A 21,807-nucleotide genomic window follows, 5' to 3' on the forward strand; every position below is an offset into this window, starting at 1 on the left:
GGACACTAGCAGGATGTTGAAAAAGGCCGCCAGCTTCAAGACACTGGGCGCTCACGAACTCGCGCCCGTGCGCAAACGTGAGGGGAGTTATTCCTCGCCTCGCGCACCTCGCGTCTCCTACGCACGAACAAACGGATTGAAGGCGCGTTCATAGCCGATCTCGGTTTCCGGACCATGACCCGTGACCACGCGCGTCGCCTCGTCCAACGTATAGAGCCGCTCACGAATCGACCGTTCGATTGCGTCAAAATCGCCGCCCCACAGATCGGTGCGTCCGATCCCGCCGCGAAACAGGGTGTCGCCGGCAACCAGAAGGTGCGCCGCGGGCCAGACGAAACAGAGCGAACCCGGTGTATGTCCCGGTGTGTGCAAGACAAAGGTTTCGACCGCGCCCACCGCCAGCCGGTCCTCATCCTTGAGCCAGGAGTCCGGGGATGGCGCGGGAACATACGGCACCCCGAACATCCGGCACTGCAGTTCCAACATATCCCACAGCGGCCGATCGTCCGGATGCAAATACAGCGGCGCACCCGTGGCCTCTTTCAGGCGACCCGAAGCAAGAAAGTGATCGAAATGGGCATGGGTATGGAGAATCGCTCGAACCACCAAGCCAAGGTCCTGGACCGACTTCACAATCTGATCGACGGCCCCGCCCGGATCGATGACCACGGCCTCTTTCGTCTGCGGGTCACCAATGATTGAGCAATTGCAGCCGAGCGGGGGGACAGGAAACGTTTTTCGGATCAAGGTGGTTGTCACGCGGAAGCCACGCTGTTACGCAACGAGAGACGCTGTGGAAAACGTTTCAAGCATGAAGACGGCCAACGAGGCCGCTCACCCGTCTTACCCGAAATTGGCCAAGGCCGACTCTGCTTCATGCTATAACCCGGCGACCGCCGCCCGCAAGAGACCGCCTTACCGCTCTCTTTCGGGGACGGCCGACCACACGACTTCCGAGTCGAGAATCGCCCACCCCGGACCCTGCCGCGCGAGCCAGACGAGAAACCCCGCCCCGGTCCCGTCCGGACGATAATTGCCGACATAGACCAATGCCTGATCCGCACGCGGCGTGAATGCCACACGGGAAAACTCGAGCATCAACCTGTTCCCCAACGGCTGCACCGGCCGCACCGTGCCGAGCGCCGGGGTGCGGGTTTCTTCAAGGCCGCCATCCTCGAATTCCGTGACCAGCCGGTACCGCACGCCGAAACGAAAGCGAGGATCGAGCTTGGACGGTTTGGTCACCTTGAGCAGGAAATCAGCCAGCAGCGCGGCAGGAAGGAGGCCGTCAAAGAACTGGTTCTCATCGAAAAACTTTCGGGTAAAGGCGACCTCGGACGGTCCGACGGTCGTGGCCGTCATACGACGGATCAAGACGAGCCCCGTTTCGGAGGTCAAAAATTTCGCCTCCACTACTCGATCGTAAATTAGATACTCCTCGCTGTCGGCGGACGCTGGCTCACCACCGAGCGGCAGTGTCGGTATGGCCATGAGGCCGAGCCATGCGAGGCCGAGGCCCGCCAGTAATCGCCCGAATGAACGGGATCCCATCGCGTCGAGAATAACGTTCGGCGGTCGGAAGGGTCAACGCTCGGGGAACGATTTGCATTCGCACACGATTGGTCCTAGAATCGGGCCGCGCTTCATTGCGTCATGACATCAACCTTCATACGCCCAGAGAGAGAGAGCCGGCGCATCCTCCCCCGTTCCCGTTCACTATTCCTTCTCGCTGCCCTCTTCTGCGTCTGGCTTCCGGGCTGTCAGCCGGATGAATCCCCCCTGAAAGTGGAAAACGAGAACTTGCGCAAGCAGGTCGAGAAGCAGGAGTCCGTCATCCTGTCGCTTCAAGACGGGAACAAGGTCATGCAGCAGCAGATCGACTTGCTCAACAAGGAACTGCGGGAGGCCAAGGAGCAGGTCGAACGCGTGATGACGGAACGGACGACGCTGACGGCGCAATTGGACGAGCAGGAGGGCAAGACCAAGAAGCTCACGGCGGAAGCGCAGCGCATCGCCGACAGAGCGGCGAGCTTGGCCCAGGCGCTTCGGATCGATGAAAAGGGGGGCGTTTCGGAAGAGGTCTCCCAGTCAATGACGGCCGTGACCAAAGCCGCTGAAGAAGCGTTGAACAAGCATGGCTATGCCGTCCTGTTGAGTGTGAAGACCGAGCAGAAGGCCGCGTACGTGACCGAGCGAAAGGTCTCGGAACCGGCCTCTCTGGAAGTGCCCGGGTTCCGGAATCAATATTTGATCGCGATCCACGCCGTCTCCCCGACTCGGACACGGATCACCGTCAAAGCCGATTTCGAACGCATGGCCCAAGGGCACCGCATCCTCCCCGCCGGCTCGGAAGAAACGACGGAAATCGAGCGCCGGTTGATCGCGGAAATTGGCAAATCCATGCCGGGCGGGAAGGCCTAATCCACAACCCGGCTTTCCTGGTCTAGCATCCCTCCGTCACTCGTCGCGCCTCCCGACCCTTCCTGCCCGCCCTCCGAAATACCGAGGTTCGGCTATACTTTCTGGTGGCCCTGAGCACCGGCCGAACGAGGAACCGATGGCGAAGAGCAAATCGGCAGAACCACACCCCCCCAAACAGAAGATCTTCACGTCTGCGGACGAAATCAGCCAGGCGATCGTCAAACTCCGTGCGCGGATCCACCAAGTCGAAGAATTGAAAAAGGACGGCCTTCCCTACCGGGACGCCTTGCGAGTGACTGCTGAATATCAGGTTCGGGATACCATTCGGGAAATTTTCGGGGAGCGCTCGCCTGAATACCTCGAACATCAGCACCTCAAGATCAAAATCAACAGCAAGCATGCCGTCAACGAGACGATTGCCCTCCTCCAACATCTGGTGGTGAGCCTCGAAGAGCGCCGCCTGGAAATATTGGGGCTTCGTGCGAAGCCTGCCCCGCCGCCCGAGGAACAATCCGCGCCGGTCGTCGAATCGCCACCCATCGAGCAGGGCGTCTCGGAAGCAGCCCCACCGGTGACCGCGACGGCCCCGCTGGCCGCTGCACCGGTGCCTCCAGCTCCCGTCGCAATGGCGGCCGATGCCCCAACGCCGCCAGACGTCCCGCCCGGTCTTCCGGGCGCGGCTACCAAGCTGAAGTTGTCTGCAGAAGTTCCGATCCTTGTTCAGGACAGCGGTGAGGCACGGCAACCGGCTGCGGCGGCGCCTCCGCCACCTCCCGCCGTCCAATCGCCGGCACCGCACCCCCAACCCGAGGAGCAGAGCATGTCGCCCTCACTGAACGTTCCCGTCGGCACGCCGACGAGCATGCCCGCACGCAACCTCGTCGACGCACCGTCCAGCGCGGCCGGCGATGACCCGGTCGCCCTGTTGCGCAAAATTTGCGGGAAATTTCACCGGGTGGCCCGCCAACTGAGACAGCGCCGAGATGAGCGGCCGACGCTGGAGGTCGAGGACGAACGCGACATGACGGACCTCCTTCACGCGCTCCTCAGCATCGAGTTCGACGACATCCAAGTAGAGGAATGGACGCCGAGCTATGCGGAAGGGACGATGCGTGCCGACCTGTGCCTCAAGGACGAAGGGATCGTCGTAATGGCAAAGAAGACGCGGCAAGGTCTCGGCGCCAAAGCCTTGACGCAGCAGATCAGTGCCGACTTCGAACGGTATGCAGGTCACCCGGATTGCAAGCTCTTGTTCTGCTTCATCTACGACCCGGAAGGCCGCATCGGCAACCCCAAGGGGTTGGAAGGCGATCTGACGCTGAACTATAACGGCCGCCGCGTCGAGGTATTGATCTCCCCGAAGTAGCGCTAGAAAGTGCTAAGTCCTGAGTGCTGAGCAATTGGAAATCCGCGCTCCGCACTCCGCACTCCGCACGGCTTCAAATCTTCCCCACCAGATCCAACCCTGGCTTCAGCGTCTTCTCGCCGGGCCGCCAGCTTGCCGGACACACTTCTCCTTCCCCCTCTCGAACTCGAATAGCCGCTTCGAGCTTGCGGAGCAATTCCGGGGCACTGCGTCCGATGCTGTTGTCGTGGACCTCGTAAGCCTTGAGCACGCCGTCCGGATCGAAAATGAAACTGCCGCGCAGCGCGACACCTTCTTGCTCGACATACACGCCCAGGTCTCGCGCGAGTGATCCAGTGGGATCGGCAATCAAGGGGAAGTCGACGCCTTTGAGGGCCGGCGACGTATCGTGCCAGGCCTTGTGGACATAGACCGAATCCGTACTCACGCCAAACACTTCCGCACCAAGTTTCTTGAACTCGGGATACAGATTCCCGGCTTCGGCAAGCTCCGTCGGGCAGACGAACGTGAAGTCGCCCGGGTAGAAAATGAGGATGATCCATGTGTCTCGGTACTGATGGAAATCAATCTGCTGGATCCCGTTCCGGTAAAACGCCTGATAGCGTCCGGTTGGAAGCGTCTGACCGATGTAAGCCATGTTGTGTTCTCCTTCGATGATTGAGCGATGCACCTCCTGATGATGTAAGCAAGGGATGGGCCTCACCTTGGCATATTGATCGAGAACGGATGTCGCGAATGCGAGGGCGGGCGCGGGTTCCGGTTGGCAAAGCCGGCACAAGGTGTCTAAGGCAGAACCGTTTGTCTTCGTGAGGCGTGGCTCAGTCCACGGTTGGCGAGCACGCACGCGAGAAGCCCACCGACCACGTAGCATTCGAGCCCAAACGGCAAATACCCCGCATAGCCCAGCAGGGGCATCTCGAAAATCTGGAATCGATGGACATAGGGAATCGCGTACCGCCAATGAGCGAGGCTGTGCGAGTTCCAGAGTTCCCAGAAGAACCCGCATTGGAGCGCGGCGAGTGCGGGGATTCCAATCGACCGCCAATCGCCGTGTCGCACCTCGTCGAAGACGGTTTCCCGGCCCGTTGCCAATTGCAAGCCGATGAGAATGAGTAGCGGACCGATCCACAGCAGTGAGAACAGATAGTCAGACCAGATGCCGATCCCTGCGAGTCCGGCGCATGCGACGATCAAGAGCGCCCACCCGAGTCGTTCTCGATGCATCAGGGGTAGAGCCGGAAGGTCGCGAAAGGCGGCATCGAGCCGCGGCGAGGTCCGCAACCAATCGATGGTTCCAAACACGGCCGGCAAGACCGTCGAAAACGACACCGTCGCATGGAACACGTATTCGGCGGCCGTGAATCCCGGGACTCCGACGTAGTACCAGTTTTGGACGAACCGGTTCAAATACTCGAAGGTCCACCAGAACGCGGCGCTGGCGGGAAAGAGGGCGATTAGGAACGCCGGCCGATCAGTCAGCAGACAATGACCAGTGCGCCGGTATGTCAGGCCGTTGATGATGAGAATGTAGCCGAGCCAGAGGGGCGTAAAGGTAAATGGCTGCCACGGTTCAAACCACGGCGCCCGGGTCCACGCCAGCGGCCACAACAGGACGACGAGCCCCAGCCCAAGCCACGTCCACCACGGCGAGCGTTGTGCTGTCATGCGCGGTGAAGACGTGCGCACCGTGGCAATGCGGAACAGCGCGGGGAGGACGAACACAGCAATGACCATGGCCAGTGCACTGAACACGGCCCAGGAAAACGGGGCATGGGCGACATGTTCGGTGACCGGCGGGAATTCGAGATACGGAGCGAGGGGCCGCCCCGCTAGATAGACACCAAGGAGCGGGAGGCCGGCGATCAGGAGGACGAGCACGGGAATCGCGGCGAGCATCGCCACAGAATCGTGCGGGTCAGTTCAGCGTACGCAGACGGAACGATTCGAAAAACGGTTGGCCTGTCACCTTCGGCCGATAGGCGCGCTTCGCGGCCGCTTGGGCCTGCTCGCACCCGGCGCGCATCTTGGCTTCCGACCACTCTTTGCCTTCCATGCCTTGCTGATAGCTTCGTCCGACGAGACACTGGACTCCGAGATACGTGAGATGGTGTGTCCGGGACGGCTCTAGGGTAAAGACTTCTTGGACGGCTTCCGGCAAGGGCTCGCCTTCGCACTTGCAGTAGCGGCACGCGACCAACGGTTTGAGAACGGAAGCCGCAAAAATCACATGTCCGACCTTCCACGCCTCCCCGGCTTCCGGGTACGCGGTCGCGTCGGCGGCGGCCGGCAGCGCGCGGAGCAACAGCTTCGCGGCCGCGATATGCTCATCATGCCCGCTCACACCGCAGTAATGATCCATCGCCACGATGACATCCGGCTTGTGCTGCCGCAGGAGGTGCACGAGATACCCGACCGGATCGCCTTCGGTGTTCCACTTCGCGATGACGTCTTCCGATGTGGCGGTCGACGGCCAATCGCGAAACGGCGCGTTCGCGGGAAGCGCATCCAATTCCTCCAGCGACCGCGGCCCGTTCACGAACGGACCGACTTCGTATGCGTCGGCCTGAAAGATGCCGGCCGAACGGGCGAACAAGGCTTCTCGCGCCTTACCCATCTCGCTGCCTCGCCGCACGCCATTCCACGTTTTGTCATTGTTCTCGCCATGCGTCATCGTCGCCATGATCAGCGTCCCGGCCATATCTTTCGCGCGAGCCAGCAAGCCACCCGCCGACGTTTCATCATCGGGATGCGCGCCCAGCCAGAGCACGCGTTGCGAGTGCTTCAAGACATCGAGCACGGTGGTCGGAGAAGAATCGGCTGAGCCGACGACGGATGGGGCGAGAGCAAAAAGGACGAAGACGACGATGGACGCGCGAACGGTCTGTCGATGGACCACTGAAAAGGTCACGCGGTCTTCCGAGTACGGGTCGCACAGAGGTAGCGGTCCACGCCGGCCGCCATCTTGCGGCCTTCGGCGATCGCCCAGACGATCAACGACGCGCCCCGCTTCACGTCACCGCCGGCAAACACGCCCTCGACGCTCGTCATGAAATTCTCATCGACGGCGACGTTGCCTCTCGCATCGTACTGAACGCCGAGGCGGGTCAGGAGGCCGTTCTTCACGGGACCGGTAAAGCCCATCGCGAGCAAGACCAGATCGGCGTCGAGCTCGAATTCCGTATTCGGCACCGGGAGGAATTTCCCATCTTTGAACGTGACGCGCTGCGCGCGCAGCTTGGTGACGTGGCCGTTGCGGCCGCTGAACGCGGTGGTCGAGACACTCCATTGCCGGTCGCAGCCCTCTTCGTGAGCATGCGAGGTCCGCAGTTGCATCGGCCAGAGCGGCCAGGGCGTCGAGGAGGCCCGCTGCGGCGGCGGCTCGGGCAGCAACTCGAACTGATGGACTTCCGTGCAGCCTTGGCGGTGCGCCGTCCCCAGACAGTCCGAACCGGTATCGCCGCCGCCGATGATCACGACCCGCTTCCCTTTGGCCGTAATCGGCTCCTCGGTCAGCACATCACCCGCGTTGCGCTTGTTCTGCTGCGTGAGGTATTCCATCGCGAGGTGGATGCCTTTGAGTTCTCGACCCGGCACGGGAAGTTCCCGGGCCTGCTCGGCCCCCAAGGCAAGACAGACCGCGTCGTACTGGTGCCGCAACGCCTCGGCATCCACGTCGATGCCCACGTGGACCCCGGCCTTGAACTCCACGCCTTCCGCCCGCATCTGATCGAGGCGCCGGTCCAGCACCCACTTTTCCATCTTGAAGTCGGGAATCCCATAGCGCAGCAACCCGCCGATCCGGTCGGCCTTCTCGTAGACCGTCACCTGATGGCCGGCGCGCGCGAGTTGCTGCGCGCAAGCAAGGCCGGCGGGGCCGGACCCGATGACCGCGACCGTCTTTCCGGTACGCTTCACGGGCAGAACCGGTTGCACCCACCCTTCGTCGAACCCGCGATCGATGATGTTCCATTCGATCACGCGGATCGACACCGGATCGCTGTTGATGCCGAGCACGCAGGCCGATTCACACGGAGCCGGGCACAACCGGCCGGTAAACTCCGGGAAGTTATTGGTCGTATGCAGCGCCTTCAAGGCATCCTGCCACCGCCCTCGGTGAACGAGATCGTTCCACTCGGGGATGAGATTGACGACCGGGCAGCCGTTGCTGCTCTGACAGAAGGGAACGCCGCAATCCATGCACCGCGCGCCTTGGAGCTTGAGCTTCTCCTCGGGGAACGGCTCATAGAACTCCTTCCAGTCCAGCACCCGCAACTCCACCGGCCGGCGCACCGGACCTTCACGGGAGTATTTCAAAAAGCCCTTCGGATCAGCCATGCGCCACCATGTCCTTGTGCGCCTGCTCCCGCAGGGCCGCGGCCTTTCGCTCCGCCATCACCCGTTTGTAGTCGATCGGCATGATCTTCACGAACTTTGGCAGCAGGGTCCTCCATGAATCGAGAATCACCTTCGCCTTTCGGCTCCCGGTGTACTTGAGATGTCCCTCGATCATCGACCGCAGCATCACTTGATCCTCGCGCGCATGGACCGATTCCAACTCAACCATGCCCATGTTGCACCGCTGTTCGAACTTCCCGTCCTCGTTGAAGACGTAGGCGATCCCGCCCGACATCCCGGCGGCGAAATTGCGGCCGGTTCGGCCGAGCACGACGACGATGCCGCCGGTCATGTATTCGCAGCCGTGATCCCCCGTGCCTTCGATGACGGCCCGCACGCCGCTGTTTCGCACGGCAAAACGCTCGCCGGCCGCGCCGTAGAAATAGCACTCGCCGGAGGTCGCGCCGTACAACGACGTGTTGCCGATCAGGATCGTCTCCTCGGGCACGAACAGCGCGTCCTTGGGCGGAACGACGATGATCTTGCCGCCCGACAATCCCTTGCCGAGATAGTCGTTGGATTCGCCTTCCAATATCAACGTCACGCCTTTGGAGAGGAAGGCGCCGAACGATTGACCCGCGGAGCCCGTGAAGCGGATCGTGATCGTATCGTCGGGAAGCCCCTCCAAACCGTACCTCTTGGCGATGCGGCTGGACAGCATGGTGCCGACGGCTCGGTTGGTATTGCGAATCGGCAAGTCGAGCGAGACCTTTTCCTGACGCTCAAGGGCCGGTCGGCACAGCTCGATGAGTTGATTGTCCAGCACGTGCGCGAGTCCATGGTCCTGCTTCTGACTGCAGTGCGTCGCCACGTTCGCGCTCACCTGCGGCATGTGGAGCAAGGGCGAGAGATCCAAGCCTTTGGCCTTCCAGTGATCCACGGCCTTCTGCACCTTGAGCTTATCCACTCGCCCGATCATCTCATCCATCTTGCGGAAGCCGAGTTTCGCCATCAGCTGGCGGACTTCCTCAGCCACGAAGAAGAAATAATTGACCACGTGCTCCGGTTGCCCCGTGAACTTCTTGCGGAGGACCGGATCTTGGGTCGCGATCCCGACCGGACACGTGTTGAGGTGGCACTTGCGCATCATGATGCAGCCTTCAACGATGAGCGGGGCCGTGGAGAAGCCGAACTCCTCGGCGCCCAATAAGGCCGCGATCGCGACGTCCCGGCCGGTCTTCATCTGACCGTCGGTCTCGACTTTGATGCGCCCGCGCAGATCATTCAGAACGAGGGTTTGATGCGTCTCGGCCAAACCCAACTCCCACGGAATGCCGGCATACTTGATCGATGAGAGCGGCGAGGCGCCCGTCCCGCCCGAATCTCCGCTGATCAGTACCTTGTCCGCGTGCGCCTTCGCCACACCGGCGGCGACCGTGCCCACGCCGACTTCGGCCACCAGCTTCACGGAGATGTCGGCTTCGGGGTTTGAGTTCTTGAGGTCGAAGATCAACTGCGCGAGGTCTTCGATCGAATAGATGTCATGGTGGGGCGGCGGTGAGATGAGCTGCACGCCCGGTGTCGCATACCGGAGCCGCGCAATCACCTCATCAACTTTGTGTCCGGGCAATTGGCCGCCCTCCCCAGGCTTGGCGCCCTGTGCCATCTTGATCTGCAACTCCCTCGCGTTGACGAGATAGTGTGTGGTGACGCCGAAGCGGGCGGAGGCGACCTGCTTAATATAGGAGTTCTTGGAGTCGCCGTTCGACAACGGTTGGAAACGCTCCGGATCCTCGCCGCCTTCCCCCGTGTTGCTCTTCGCGCCGATCCGGTTCATGGCGATCGCCAGCGTCTCGTGCGCCTCCTTGCTGATCGCGCCGAACGACATCGCCCCGGTCGTGAAGCGCTTGACGATCTCCTTGGCCGGCTCGACTTCCTCGAGCGGAATCGGCGCTTCGGCGAATTGAAAGTCCAAGAGGCCGCGGAGATTCGACCGCCGTCGGCTCTCGTCATTCACGAGTGTCGAGAACTCCCTGAACGTCTTCGGATCGTTGTTCCGCGTCGCATGCTGAAGCTTGTAGATGGTCTCCGGGTTCCAATTGTGGTGTTCGCCCTGGACGCGATAGTGGACCTCACCGCCAAAGTCGAGCTGACGGATGGGGGCCGGCTCGTAGGCGAGGGCGTGCCGCCGCAACGTTTCTTCGCCGATTTCCCGGATCCCGATCCCTTCGATGCGAGACGGCGTGCCGGTGAAGTACCGGTCGATCAGGCCATGATTGAGGCCGATCGCCTCGAAGATCTGCGCGCCACAGTACGACTGTACGGTCGAGATGCCCATCTTCGAGAAGATCTTGAGCAGACCCTTGTTGATGGCCTTGATGAACTTCACCTCGGCCGTCGCCGCATCGACGCCCTCCGGCAGATAGCCGTCCCGTTCCATGTCGACCAGAGTCTCGAACACCAGATACGGGTTCACCGTCCCCGCACCGTAGCCGATCAAGCATGCGAAGTGATGCACGTCGCGCGGCTCGCCGGTCTCAACGATCAACCCCACTTCCGTCCGCGTGCACTCGCGGACCAGGTGATGGTGCACCGAGGAGATGCCCAGCAGGCTCGGGATCGGCGCCCACTCCTGATCGACCCCCCGATCGCTTAGGATCAAAAACTTGTACCCTTCCTTGATCGCCTGCGAGGCGTCCCGGCAGAGCTGATCGACGGCGGCCGCCAATCCGTCGGGCCCATCGGCTACCCGGAACAGCATCCGGAGCGTCTTGCTCTTGAAATGCGGATCGGCGATCTCGCGAATCTTTTCCAAATCCGAGTTCGTCAGGATCGGCTGCTTCACTCGGATGCGCCGCGCGGCTTCCGGCATCTCATCCATCAGATTGGGTTTCGGTCCGATGTTCGTGGCGAGCGACATGACCAACTCTTCGCGGATCGGATCGATGGGCGGGTTCGTGACCTGCGCGAAGAGCTGTTTGAAGTACTTGAACAAGAGCTGCGGGCGCTCCGAGAGCACGGCGAGCGGCGTATCGGTGCCCATCGAGGAGACCGGCTCCTCCCCCGTCACGACCATCGGCGTGATCACCATCTTCAGCTCCTCGACCGTGTAGCCGAAGACCTGTTGCCGTTGGCGGATCGTCGGGTGGTCGGGCTGCTGGACGTTCAGCGGCTCGGGCAGCTCATCGAGCGAAATCTTGTATTGTTTCACCCACGCCTGATAGGGCTTGCGGCTCACGATGTCGGCCTTGATTTCCTCATCGTCGATGATGCGGCCTTGCACCGTATCGACGAGGAACATGCGGCCGGGCTGCAGGCGGCCTTTCTGCCGGATGTTCTTGACCTCGGTGGGCAGCACGCCGGCTTCCGACGCGAGCACGACGAGATCGTCCGTCGTCACCTGATAGCGACAGGGCCGGAGACCGTTGCGATCAAGCGTCGCCCCGATCAGCTTCCCGTCGGTGAAGCACACCGCCGCCGGGCCGTCCCACGGCTCCATCATCGCGGCGTGATATTCGTAGAAGCCGCGGCGGTCCAGATCCATCTGGGGGTTGCCGACCCACGGCTCCGGAATCAGCATCATCATAGCGTGCGGCAACGAGCGCCCGCCCATCACGAGGAATTCGAGCGCATTGTCGAGACACGCCGAGTCGCTTTGCTGATCGTAGACGATCGGAAAGAGCTTCGGCATGTCATCGCCCAAGAGCTCGCTATGGAGCCGCCCCTGGCGGGCGCGCATCCAATTCACGTTACCCTTGAGCGTATTGATCTCGCCGTTGTGGCAGATGAACCGGTACGGATGAGCGAGCGGCCAGGTTGGAAACGTGTTCGTGCTGAACCGGGAGTGGACGAGGGCCAAGGCGCTCGTCACGCTGCTCTCCGCGAGGTCGCGGTAGTAGGCGGTCATCTGATGCGGCAGCAGGAGCCCTTTGTAGACGATCGTGTTCGACGAGAGGCTTGGGATGTAAACATAGTCGCGGCCGGGAAGTGTGGACTCGCGAATCGTTTTTTCCGCCACCTTCCGGACGACGTACAGCTTGCGCTCGAAGGCATCCGAGCTGTAGCGATCGCGCGCGATGAACAGTTGGCGGATGACGGGCTCGGTACGTCGCGCTTGCACGCCGATCGCGTCGCTATTGACCGGGACATCACGCCAGCCGATCAGCCGTAACCTTTCATTGGCCACAACCTGCTCGAACGCCGTCTCGCAGGCCTTCCGTTGATCGCGATCGCGCGGCAGGAACACCATGCCGACCCCATAGCCGCCGGCGCCAGGTAATTGCAGACCGGCCTCGCGTCCCGCGTCTTTGAGAAAGTCATGGGGGACCTGGAAGAGGATGCCGGCCCCGTCACCGGTGCATGGGTCGCACCCCTGCGCGCCCCGGTGGAAGAGATTCTCGAGGACTTGCAGACCCTGACGGACGATCGCGTGGGATTTTCGGCCTTTGATATCCGCCACGAAGCCGATGCCGCACGCATCTTTTTCAAATTGCGGGTCGTAGAGTCCTTGCTTCTTGGGGAAACCAGGGTCGTTCATCGTGTATCCTGTCTCGTGATCGTGGGTCGGGCTGTCCGCTGAAACAAAACTGAAGGGAGCTTCCCATAGCGGGAAGCCGCTCGGTGTTTCGCGCTCAGATAAATGAATCGTCACGATACTGGATCGCCTATTGCAGTGTCAAGAATCGCGGCCGCGTAGGGCCGTGTTGCTTGACTTTGAACCCGCCCGCTGACTACTATCGCCGCATGCCCGAAGGCCCCGCGATCTCTTCGATGAACACGATGGCCGATGTGTGGGAGGCCTATCGAAGCGAGCTCGAAGGGGTCGAAGAACACGTCAGTAAAAACCTCGACTCCTCCGTCACCCTCGTCAACACGGTCGCCGCCCATATCCTGAACAGCGGCGGAAAGCGCATCCGCCCCTTGCTGCTCGTCCTCTCCGCCCGACTCTGCGGCTATACCGGGACCGACGTCTTCGATTTGGGGAGTCTCGTCGAGTTTATTCACACCGCCACGCTGCTCCATGACGACGTCGTGGACGAAGCCGATCTGCGTCGGGGACGCCAGACGGCACGCAAGGTGTGGGGCAACCAGGTCAGCATTCTGGTTGGAGATTATCTCTACTCCAAAGCCATTTGCCATATCGTCGGGTTCCGGAATCAGGGCATCAACGAGGTGCTGTCCGAGGCCTGCCGCAAGATGGCGGAAGGCGAAGTGCTGCAGCTCTACTACAACGGCAACCCGCTCATCACCGAATCCGAGTACCTTCGCATCGTCGAGAACAAGACGGCGGGGTTGATCGCCGCCTCGTGCGCCATCGGCGCGATCGCGGGCAACGCCGATGTGGACAAACAGGCCGCACTCTTTCGCTTCGGACAGCGGATCGGCATCGCGTTTCAAGTCGCGGACGATACGCTCGACTACGCGGCCAACGGCGATCGGTTGGGAAAAAGCCTCGGCCAGGATCTCCGCCAGGGCAAGACCACGCTTCCCTTGCTGCATCTGCTCCAGCACTGCGGCGAGGCCGACCGGCAAATGATCAAGGATCGGATGGAGACCCGGACGCTGAGCGACGCCGACCTCCGGCGGATCATCGCGTTGATGGAGGAGTACGGATCGATCGCCTATGCGCTCGAGCGCGCGAGAAAATTCGTGATCGCGGCCAACCTGGATTTGGCGTCGTTCGAAGAGTCCTGCCCCAGACGAGCCCTGTCGATAGTCGCCGATTATATGGTCAATCGCGATCGCTAGTCAGGCGGTTGAAACAAGCCCCCAACTTCGTTGTCGGCTCGAAAAAATCCTCAACGTACCCCGGAGGGTACGCCTCCGGTTTTTTCTCGCCTGCCGCCTCGTTGGAGACTTGTTTGAGCCGCCTGGGTATCAGTATGCCTCGGTCGCCGCGCTCCCTGCGACCTTGACGGGAAGGGCGCGTCTCGGCGCGCCGGGGCGGGCAGGTGGAAAAGCAGGCTTTTTGAGCAGCCTGTAGGGTCAGAGCAAGACTCGCCCCTGATGAAAAGCGAGACTTGTTTGAACCGCCTGGGTATCAGTACGCCTCGGTCGCCGCGCTCCCTTGAAATCAGTGGTCGGCGTGGGCGGGTAAACACATAGCGGCCTTTTTGAGCAGCCAGTAGGGCAGTGATCAGGAGGCGATGGCCGGCTCCCAGTTGTCGGAAAAAAAGACGTTTCCACGGCTAGACTTCTATACCTAGGATTACTTATCATAGAGGGCACATGGCGAACGTGATTCCGTTTCGAGGAGTCCTGTACAATCCGGCGGTGGTGAAGGACATCGCGAAGGTGGTGGCTCCGCCCTATGACATCATCGATGCGGCCTACCAGCGGGTGCTGCACGACCGTCATCCGAATAACGTCATCCGGCTGGAGCTCGGGCTGGATCACCCCGACGATGGCCCGACGAACAACCGCTACACGCGAGCTGCGCAATCGATGAAGGAATGGCTCGCCACGGGCGCGTTGCGACGCGACAGCGCCCCGTCGATCTATCTCTACATGATCGACTACCGAACGCCGTCGGGTGACGCGGCGCCGCGCGTGCTCAAGGGCTTTCTGTCCACGGTCGAGTTGGAGGAGTTCGGCACCGGGAAGATCTTCCCGCACGAGAATACGAGGTCGGCGGCGAAGGCGGATCGGCTGAATCTGCTCGAAGCTTGCCGGGCCAATTTCAGCCCGATTTTTTCGCTGTATTCCGATCCCGAGGGATCCGTGTTGCGGCGGCTCGAGCAAGCAGTCGATCTCGACACACCACGCATCGAGTTCCATGATGATACCGGGTGTCGGCAACGGCTGTGGAGCATCAGCGACCCTGCGGTCCTCGGCGCCGTGGCTGATTTGATGAAAGCGAAGCCCTTGTTTATCGCAGACGGCCACCATCGGTACGAGACCTCGCTGAAATACCGCGCGTTGCGTCGCCAGCAAGCGGGGGCGTCAGGAGCGTCCGGACGTCAGCCGTATGATGCCGTCCTCATGCTGTTTGCCGGGCTGGAAGACCCCGGCCTTACCGTTCTGCCGACCCATCGAGTGCTGATGAACCGGCTGCCGGAGCGGGACGACATCAAGAGCCGTCTCGACAAAGCCTTCGTGATCCACGAAATTCCCTTCGACGGGAAACCGGAGTCGCAGGCGCGAAAAGAGTTTCTGACACGCTTGCGAGACCTGGGTCGGACCGTAACGGTGTTTGGACTCGCGCTCAAGGGCGCGCGGGGATACCACCTCCTCGAACTACGTCCGGCTCGGCGCCCACCCGCTCAAGCAGCCGAGCGAGACAAGTTGGACGTGTCGATCCTGCAGCAGGAGGTGGTCGGCCTCTTGGCGCCGACTCAGTCGGATCAGGAAGCCATCGTCTACACCAAAGATGACGATGAAGCCTTGGACTTGGTGCGCGACGGCCGCGCGCCCGCCGCGCTCCTGCTCAATGCGACAAAGGTCGGCGAGGTCCGGGCCGTTGCCGCGTCGGGCGGCCGCATGCCGCACAAGTCGACCTATTTTTTCCCCAAGCCGCTCACCGGCTTGGTGATGAACGTGATGGAAGAGTGAGTATTGCGCCCAGCCGTGACTCGGAAGCCGACGCACATACCGTGCTCAGGGACTTCAGTATCCCAACGATGACCGGACATAACAGCGTCAAGTTTTTGGTGCCTCATGAAAGCCAAACTCCTCGTCGTCGATGACGACCCTGACATTCTCACCGTGCTCAAAGACCGGCTCGAATCGCTTGGCTATGACACGTTGACGGCCAACGACGGCAGTCAGGCGCTCGAGGTGATCGAGCGCGAGACGCCCAACCTGATGCTGCTGGACTTGGAGATGCCGAAGCTCAACGGGCTCGAACTGCTCCACCGACTCTCGCAAGGCAAGCAGCGGGGCCGCGACGGGTTCGATGTCCCCGTCATCGTGATGACGGCGCACGGAACGATCAGGAAAGCCGTCGAGGCGATGAAAGAAGGTGCGTTCGACTTTCTCACCAAACCGATTGAGCTCGATCACTTAATCATTACCGTGCGGAAGGCCTTGGAGCGCGAGTCCCTGCAGCGCCAGGTCGAGGTCCTCCGGAGCGAGGTGGAAACCAAATATGGCACGATCATCGGCACCAGCCCGAAGACCAAGGCGATGATCGAATTGGCGCAACGAGCTGCCAATTCGGATGCCAGCGTGCTCCTGCTCGGCGAGAGCGGCACCGGCAAGGAATTGTTCGCGCGCTCGATCCACCAATGGAGTCCCCGACGACAGTCGCCGTTCGTGGTGATCAACTGCGTCGCGCTGACGGAGTCGCTGCTCGAGAACGAACTGTTCGGCCACGAGAAAGGCTCCTTCACCGGCGCCGACCGGATGGAGAAGGGCAAGCTCGAGATCGCCGACGGCGGCACGGTGTTCTTGGATGAGATCGGCGACATGCCGATGGGTCTTCAAGCCAAGTTGCTGCGCGTGCTCCAGGACCATGAGTTCACGCGCGTTGGCGGGACGCGCCTGGTGCGCGTGAATATCCGAGTCATCGCGGCCACCAACAAGGATCTCCGGCAAGCAGTGAAAACGGGAGCGTTCCGCGAGGATCTCTTTTTCCGTCTGAACGTCGTCACGCTCACGCTTCCGCCCCTGCGCGAGCGCCCCGAAGACATTCAGCAACTGGCCGAGTTTTTCTTGAAGCGCCATGCGGCCGACGCCAAACGGCCGAACATGAAGCTGAGCGCCGATGCGATGGCCATTCTCACCCGGTATCCCTGGCCGGGCAACATCCGTGAGATCGACAACATCATTGCCCGGGCAGTGATCCTCAGCCCGACGGATGAGATCGAACCAGACCAGCTTCCGCTGTTTGGCCAAGACACCGGCGCCGACCGCGGAACCGGGTACGATCACTTGCCGTACCATGAATCGATGGAAGAGCACAGCCGCGCCATCATCCTCCGCGCGCTGAAATGCGCGAACGGCAGCCAAACGAAGGCCGCCGATCAGCTCAAACTCCAACGCACCTACCTCGCCCGCCTCATCCGCCAAAAGAACATTTCGCTTGATTCATTGAAGAGCTAGGGTGCAGGGGATAAGGAGATGGCGGGGATGGGAAAGACCTCGGCTCCCTATTTCTCACCCTTGACTCGCCTGATAAGATGGACCAAGGGGCGAGTGGGTCCCGTTATCTCCCTTTACTCCCTTACCTCTTAGTTTTGGGTCGCCATGGCGATTGATCCCGTTTGCGGAATGACGGTTGATGAAGATCGTGCGCCGGCGAAGTCCGAGTACAACGGGCGCACATACTATTTCTGTGCACCCGGCTGTAAACGCGCCTTCGACGCGAATCCTGAAAAGATTCTCACAGAGGGACCGAAAGGTATGCCGGCCCGTGCGGCACAACCCGTTCAAATGGTCTCGCTCGGCTCTCTTAAACAGCCGCGAATGGCCGCTCTCGAATCGGGGCGCCCGGCAGCAGCGCTCGATGAGACAGGAGCGGTTGCCACCGAACCTCCACCTTCGCCACAGTCGGATCGAGATGTGGCCTCAATGACAGTGCCGGTCGAAGGCATGTCGTGCGCGTCCTGCGTGGCCCGCATTGAGGGCGGGCTGCGCGAACTGCCGGGCGTGGTGAACGCATCGGTAAATCTCGCGACCGAGCACGCCCGAGTCGAATATCAACCGGCCAGGACAAACCCAGCCGCGATCGCCGAAACCATCCGGTCTCTCGGCTACACCCCGGTGCTCGGACAGTCAGAAGTGGCGACACGCGCCGAGCCGGAAGCGCCCGATCGCGAACTGGGACGGCGCTTTGCGGTCGCCCTGCTGCTGACGATCCCCGTGATGATCCTTGGGATGGGAGACCATCTCGGGTTGCCCATGTCGCAAGCCGCCTCGTTTTGGGCCCAACTGCTCCTTGCCACGCCGATCCAGTTCTGGGCGGGCTGGCGATTCTACCGGGGCGCGTTTGCGGTGGCTCGTCACGGTGCGAGCGACATGAACACGCTGATCGCGGTCGGGACGTCGGCCGCGTATTTCTACAGCGTGGCTGTGACCGTCGCTCCACAGTTCTTTGCCGAGCACGGCATCCCACCCGCGGTCTACTTCGACACGTCGGCCACGATCGTCACGCTGATCCTGCTCGGTCGCCTGTTGGAGGCCCGCGCGAAAGGCCGAGCGTCCGCGGCGATTCGGAAACTGGCCGGTCTTCAGCTAAAGGAGGCCCGCGTCATCCGGGGCGGGCGCGAATCCGATGTCCCGATCGCCGATGTGGTACTCGGCGACCTCGTCCTCGTCCGCCCCGGCGAAGCCGTTCCCGTCGACGGTGTGATTTTGTCCGGCACCTCAACCGTCGATGAATCCGTGCTGACGGGAGAAAGCCTGCCGGTCGAGAAAAAGCCCGGCGATCGCGTCATCGGCGCGACGCTCAATGAGGTCGGCAGCCTCAAGATTCAGGCGACGACAGTGGGCAAGGACAGCGTGCTCGCACGCATCATGCGGATCGTCGAGGACGCGCAAGCGGCCAAGCCCCCGATCGCGCAGTTGGCCGACCGGGTCGCCTCGGTGTTCGTTCCGGCGGTTCTCGGCGTCGCCACGCTGACCTTCGTCTTGTGGCTCCTCTTTGGGCCCGCGCCGGCCTTGCCTCATGCGCTGATCAATTTTGTGGCGGTGCTCATCATTGCGTGTCCGTGCGCGCTGGGCCTCGCGACGCCGACCTCGATCATGGTGGGGATCGGCAAAGGCGCCGAGCATGGGATTCTCATTCGCCGCGGGGCGGCATTGGAGCGGTCACGCGATCTCACCACCGTCGTGTTCGACAAGACCGGCACCCTGACGCAGGGCCGGCTGTCCGTCGAAGCCGTGGTGTCGCTGTCACCCCAATGGCCCGAGGACGACGTGCTCCGCGTGGCGGCGAGCCTGGAGCGTGGGTCGGAGCATCCGATCGGCAAAGCTATTGTGCGAGAGGCCGAGCGGCGCGGCCTGAAACTCGAAGACGTCCACGACTTCGCTGCCGTACCGGGACATGGCGTGCGCGCGTCGTGGCGCGATGTTTCCTTAGTGTTGGGCAATCTGCGGTTGCTGGAAGTGGACGGCATCGCCATGACTCCACAAGCGCAGGCGCGCGTCGCGGAATTATCCGGTCGGGGCTTGACGTCCATATACCTGGCGTCACGAGGTCGGCAGCAGGATGAGACGGCCGAGGTCATCGGGATCATCGCCGTCAGCGACACCATCAAAGACCATGCGCGAGACGCCGTGGAGGCGCTTCACCAACTGGGCCTTACCGTGATCTTGCTCACCGGCGACAATCGGCGCACGGCCGAAGCCATCGGCCGGCAAGCGGGCGTCGATCGTGTGCTCGCGGAGGTGCTCCCGGAGCAGAAGGCGCGCGAGATCAAGAAACTCCAGGAACAGGGCCAAGTGGTTGCGATGGTGGGGGACGGTATCAATGACGCGCCGGCCCTCGCCCAAGCCGACGTCGGGATCGCAATCGGCACAGGCACCGACGTCGCCATGGAAGCGGCCGACGTGACCCTGATCAGCGGCGACCTGCGCGGCGTCGTGACGGCCATCGCGCTGTCACGCGCGACGACGCGTAACATCAAACAAAATCTGTTTGCCGCGTTCCTCTATAACGTCCTGCTCATCCCGGCCGCGGCGCTCGGCCTGCTCAACCCCATGTGGGCCGCGGCGGCGATGGCGCTGTCCTCCGTGAGCGTCGTCGGCAATGCGCTCCGCCTGCGTCGGTTCACGCCGCTCAGACACCCCTGACCCGCGCGCTCGTTCTTGTTTTTTCCGGTCCTCGTCCCTACACTGCCGCTGCGTCTCGCCGAAAGGAGGACGGATGAAGATCGTGCTGGGTCTCGTGCTGTTCCTGATTCTGCTCGCTCTCGCGCTCCTCTCGCTCCCGTTCCTCATTGATCTCAACAAATATCAGGACCGGTACCGGCCGCTGATCGAAGATGCGCTCAATCGGAAGATCACGCTCGAAGACGTCCGGCTGACCATCATTCCGCGCCTCGGCGTGCGGATCGCCGGCTTCACGGTACTCGAGGATCCCGCGTTCGGGACGGGGCCCTTCGCCTCGTTGGCGTCACTCGATATTGGAATCAAGCTCGTTCCGCTGTTGAGTGGCCGCGTCGAAATCGAAGAGATCGCGCTGAAACAGCCGGCGATTACCGTGCTGAAGAATCAGCACGGGGTGATGAACGTGTCGACGCTTGGGAAACAAGGGCCGGCGTCGCCATCGGCGGAGAAAGAAGCCCCGCTGCCGGCTCCCGAGGGGCCGCTGCGCGTGCTCGCCATGCTGGCGGTCGATCAGGTCGGCGTGGCGAACGGCGCCTTGACCTTCACGGATCGCTCACAGACGAAGACCGCCGAATACCGGCTCGAGGATTTGAATGTGTCCATGGAATCCGTCCGGCTCGGCCGCATGGCGCGCGTGCATCTTGCCGCCACGCTCCAGCCGTTCCAGTTGCCGATCACCATCGAGGGGACGCTCGGGCCGCTCGCCGAGTCCCTGGACTTCAAGTCCATCGACCTTCAGATCGCGGCAGGAAAAGCGCACGCGTCCGTCACCGGTAGTGCGGTCGCCGGCCACGCCGCGGTCACGATCGCGTCACCACTGATCAACACAGCGGACCTCCCGCTCGCCTTGCCGCTGACGAAGCCGGTCCAGGTGAAAGATCTGCGGATCCAAGCGGAAGCGGATTACCCGACCAAACTGAACACACCGCCATTGGAGTCCGCAACGATCAAGAGCGCCACGCTGGCCGTCGTGATGGGACAGTCGGTGATCAACGTCGCCGGGGCCCTCGTCAATGGTGAAGCCACTGTCACGGCCACGTCACCTGTGATCCACTCGTCCGATCTCCCCGTCACCCTCCCGCTGAAGCAATCCATCGAGGTCACCGATCTCAAGCTCGGGGCTCATCTGAAGGGCCAGCGCGCCACCGTGGATTCATTGAAGCTGTCGCTCTTAGGCGGTCACATGGCCTCGCAAGGCGGCCTGACGCTCGGCTCGGCGCAGCCATTGTTCGATAGTCACGTGCTCGTGCAAGGCGTCCAGTTGGGTTCGCTTCTCGCTGCGATGACGGATAAGGTGAACGTCAGCGGAGTTGCGCAAGCCGATCTCACCCTGCAGGGCCAGGGTTTCTCGCGCCCCGCGCTCACGTCCGACCTGCGTGGGACCGGATCCTTTACCGTCAAGGACGGGACGATCGAAGGCATCAATGTGCTGCAAGAGGCGATGACCTTGTTGAAGGCCGTCGGCGTGAAGGTGTCGACGCAACCTGCCACGGTATTTTCGTCCGTCGACGGAGCCTTCGGCGTCAAGAACGGGGTGATCCATGTGGATCGTCTCTTGATCGATAGCCGGGACTTTCACGGTACGGCGACGGGCACGGTCACCTTCGACCAAGCGTTGAACCTGAAGGCGAACCTGACTCTGTCGGAAGAGCTGAGTAGGCAGATTGCGGCCACCGCGCCGGCCGTGCGCCTGGCGATGAACGGAAGCAGGCTGACGGTCCCGCTCGTGATCACCGGCACGACGCAGGCGCCTGTCTATCGGCTGGACTCGAAAGCGCTCACCGGAAAGGTCGAGCAGCGCGTCAAGGAACAGGTCAAAGAGACGGTGGACGATCTGCTGAAGGGGAAGAAAGTCGATCTCGATAAAGGCCTGAAGCGGCTCTTTGGCCAGTAGTTTTTGGCGCGACAGGAACCGC

The 21,807-nt window shown here is 62.0% G+C and carries 14 protein-coding genes; 7 read left to right on the forward strand and 7 right to left on the reverse strand.

The genetic code is table 11. The features are described 5' to 3' along the window. Positions 1-117 precede the first annotated feature (117 nt). The gene (locus AC1U7K_RS03585; RefSeq protein ID WP_480249422.1) at positions 118-759 is read right to left on the reverse strand and encodes an MBL fold metallo-hydrolase; all 642 of its coding nucleotides are present in this window, start codon (positions 757-759) and stop codon (positions 118-120) included. A gap of 156 nt (positions 760-915) precedes the next feature. Beyond that, the gene (locus tag AC1U7K_RS03590; RefSeq protein WP_480249423.1) at positions 916-1,491 is read right to left on the reverse strand and encodes a hypothetical protein; all 576 of its coding nucleotides are present in this window, start codon (positions 1,489-1,491) and stop codon (positions 916-918) included. Between the two features lie 309 nt (positions 1,492-1,800). Between AC1U7K_RS03590 and AC1U7K_RS03595 the strand changes: the two genes are divergently transcribed. Together AC1U7K_RS03595 and AC1U7K_RS03600 are read left to right on the forward strand one after the other, a co-directional pair. Next, positions 1,801-2,421: a hypothetical protein gene (locus AC1U7K_RS03595; RefSeq protein ID WP_480249424.1), complete on the forward strand. Its 621-nt coding sequence runs from the start codon at positions 1,801-1,803 to the stop codon at positions 2,419-2,421. 136 nt (positions 2,422-2,557) lie between these two features. Further along, entirely contained in the window at positions 2,558-3,787 is a 1,230-nt protein-coding gene (locus tag AC1U7K_RS03600) for a PD-(D/E)XK nuclease domain-containing protein (RefSeq protein ID WP_480249425.1), read from the forward strand. 73 nt (positions 3,788-3,860) lie between these two features. Here AC1U7K_RS03600 and AC1U7K_RS03605 read toward each other — a convergent pair whose 3' ends face one another. The 5 genes from AC1U7K_RS03605 to gltB form a co-directional block, all read right to left on the reverse strand. Continuing rightward, positions 3,861-4,424 (reverse strand): peroxiredoxin, encoded by a 564-nt coding sequence (locus tag AC1U7K_RS03605; RefSeq protein WP_480249426.1) that lies wholly within the window; start codon positions 4,422-4,424, stop codon positions 3,861-3,863. Positions 4,425-4,570: 146 nt separating this feature from the next. Next, entirely contained in the window at positions 4,571-5,689 is a 1,119-nt protein-coding gene (locus AC1U7K_RS03610; protein WP_480249427.1) for a hypothetical protein, read from the reverse strand. Between the two features lie 13 nt (positions 5,690-5,702). Beyond that, on the reverse strand, positions 5,703-6,695 hold the full coding sequence (locus AC1U7K_RS03615) for a PIG-L deacetylase family protein (RefSeq protein WP_480249428.1): 993 nt from the start codon (positions 6,693-6,695) through the stop codon (positions 5,703-5,705). Continuing rightward, a complete protein-coding gene (locus AC1U7K_RS03620) occupies positions 6,692-8,122 on the reverse strand; it encodes a glutamate synthase subunit beta (RefSeq protein ID WP_480249429.1) in 1,431 nt (476 codons plus the stop codon). Before AC1U7K_RS03620 ends, AC1U7K_RS03615 begins: the two co-directional genes overlap by 4 nt. Then, complete coding sequence (gltB, locus tag AC1U7K_RS03625) at positions 8,115-12,659, reverse strand: glutamate synthase large subunit (protein ID WP_480249430.1); 4,545 nt, start codon at positions 12,657-12,659, stop codon at positions 8,115-8,117. Before gltB ends, AC1U7K_RS03620 begins: the two co-directional genes overlap by 8 nt. Positions 12,660-12,865: 206 nt before the next feature. Here gltB and AC1U7K_RS03630 point away from each other — a divergent pair, with 206 nt between their 5' ends. The 5 genes from AC1U7K_RS03630 to AC1U7K_RS03650 all read left to right on the forward strand — a co-directional run bounded on the left by AC1U7K_RS03630 (position 12,866) and on the right by AC1U7K_RS03650 (position 21,785). Continuing rightward, positions 12,866-13,870, forward strand: coding sequence for a polyprenyl synthetase family protein (locus tag AC1U7K_RS03630; protein ID WP_480249431.1), 1,005 nt, complete (start codon positions 12,866-12,868; stop codon positions 13,868-13,870). A 480-nt stretch (positions 13,871-14,350) separates the two neighbouring features. Further along, positions 14,351-15,673: a DUF1015 domain-containing protein gene (locus AC1U7K_RS03635; RefSeq protein WP_480249432.1), complete on the forward strand. Its 1,323-nt coding sequence runs from the start codon at positions 14,351-14,353 to the stop codon at positions 15,671-15,673. 105 nt (positions 15,674-15,778) lie between these two features. Beyond that, entirely contained in the window at positions 15,779-17,164 is a 1,386-nt protein-coding gene (locus AC1U7K_RS03640) for a sigma-54-dependent transcriptional regulator (RefSeq protein WP_480249433.1), read from the forward strand. Positions 17,165-17,308: 144 nt separating this feature from the next. Then, on the forward strand, positions 17,309-19,855 hold the full coding sequence (locus tag AC1U7K_RS03645; RefSeq protein ID WP_480249434.1) for a heavy metal translocating P-type ATPase: 2,547 nt from the start codon (positions 17,309-17,311) through the stop codon (positions 19,853-19,855). A 73-nt stretch (positions 19,856-19,928) separates the two neighbouring features. After that, a complete protein-coding gene (locus AC1U7K_RS03650; RefSeq protein WP_480249435.1) occupies positions 19,929-21,785 on the forward strand; it encodes an AsmA family protein in 1,857 nt (618 codons plus the stop codon). Positions 21,786-21,807 lie beyond the last annotated feature (22 nt).

This window comes from Nitrospira sp. Vd2 (genome assembly GCF_979581665.1).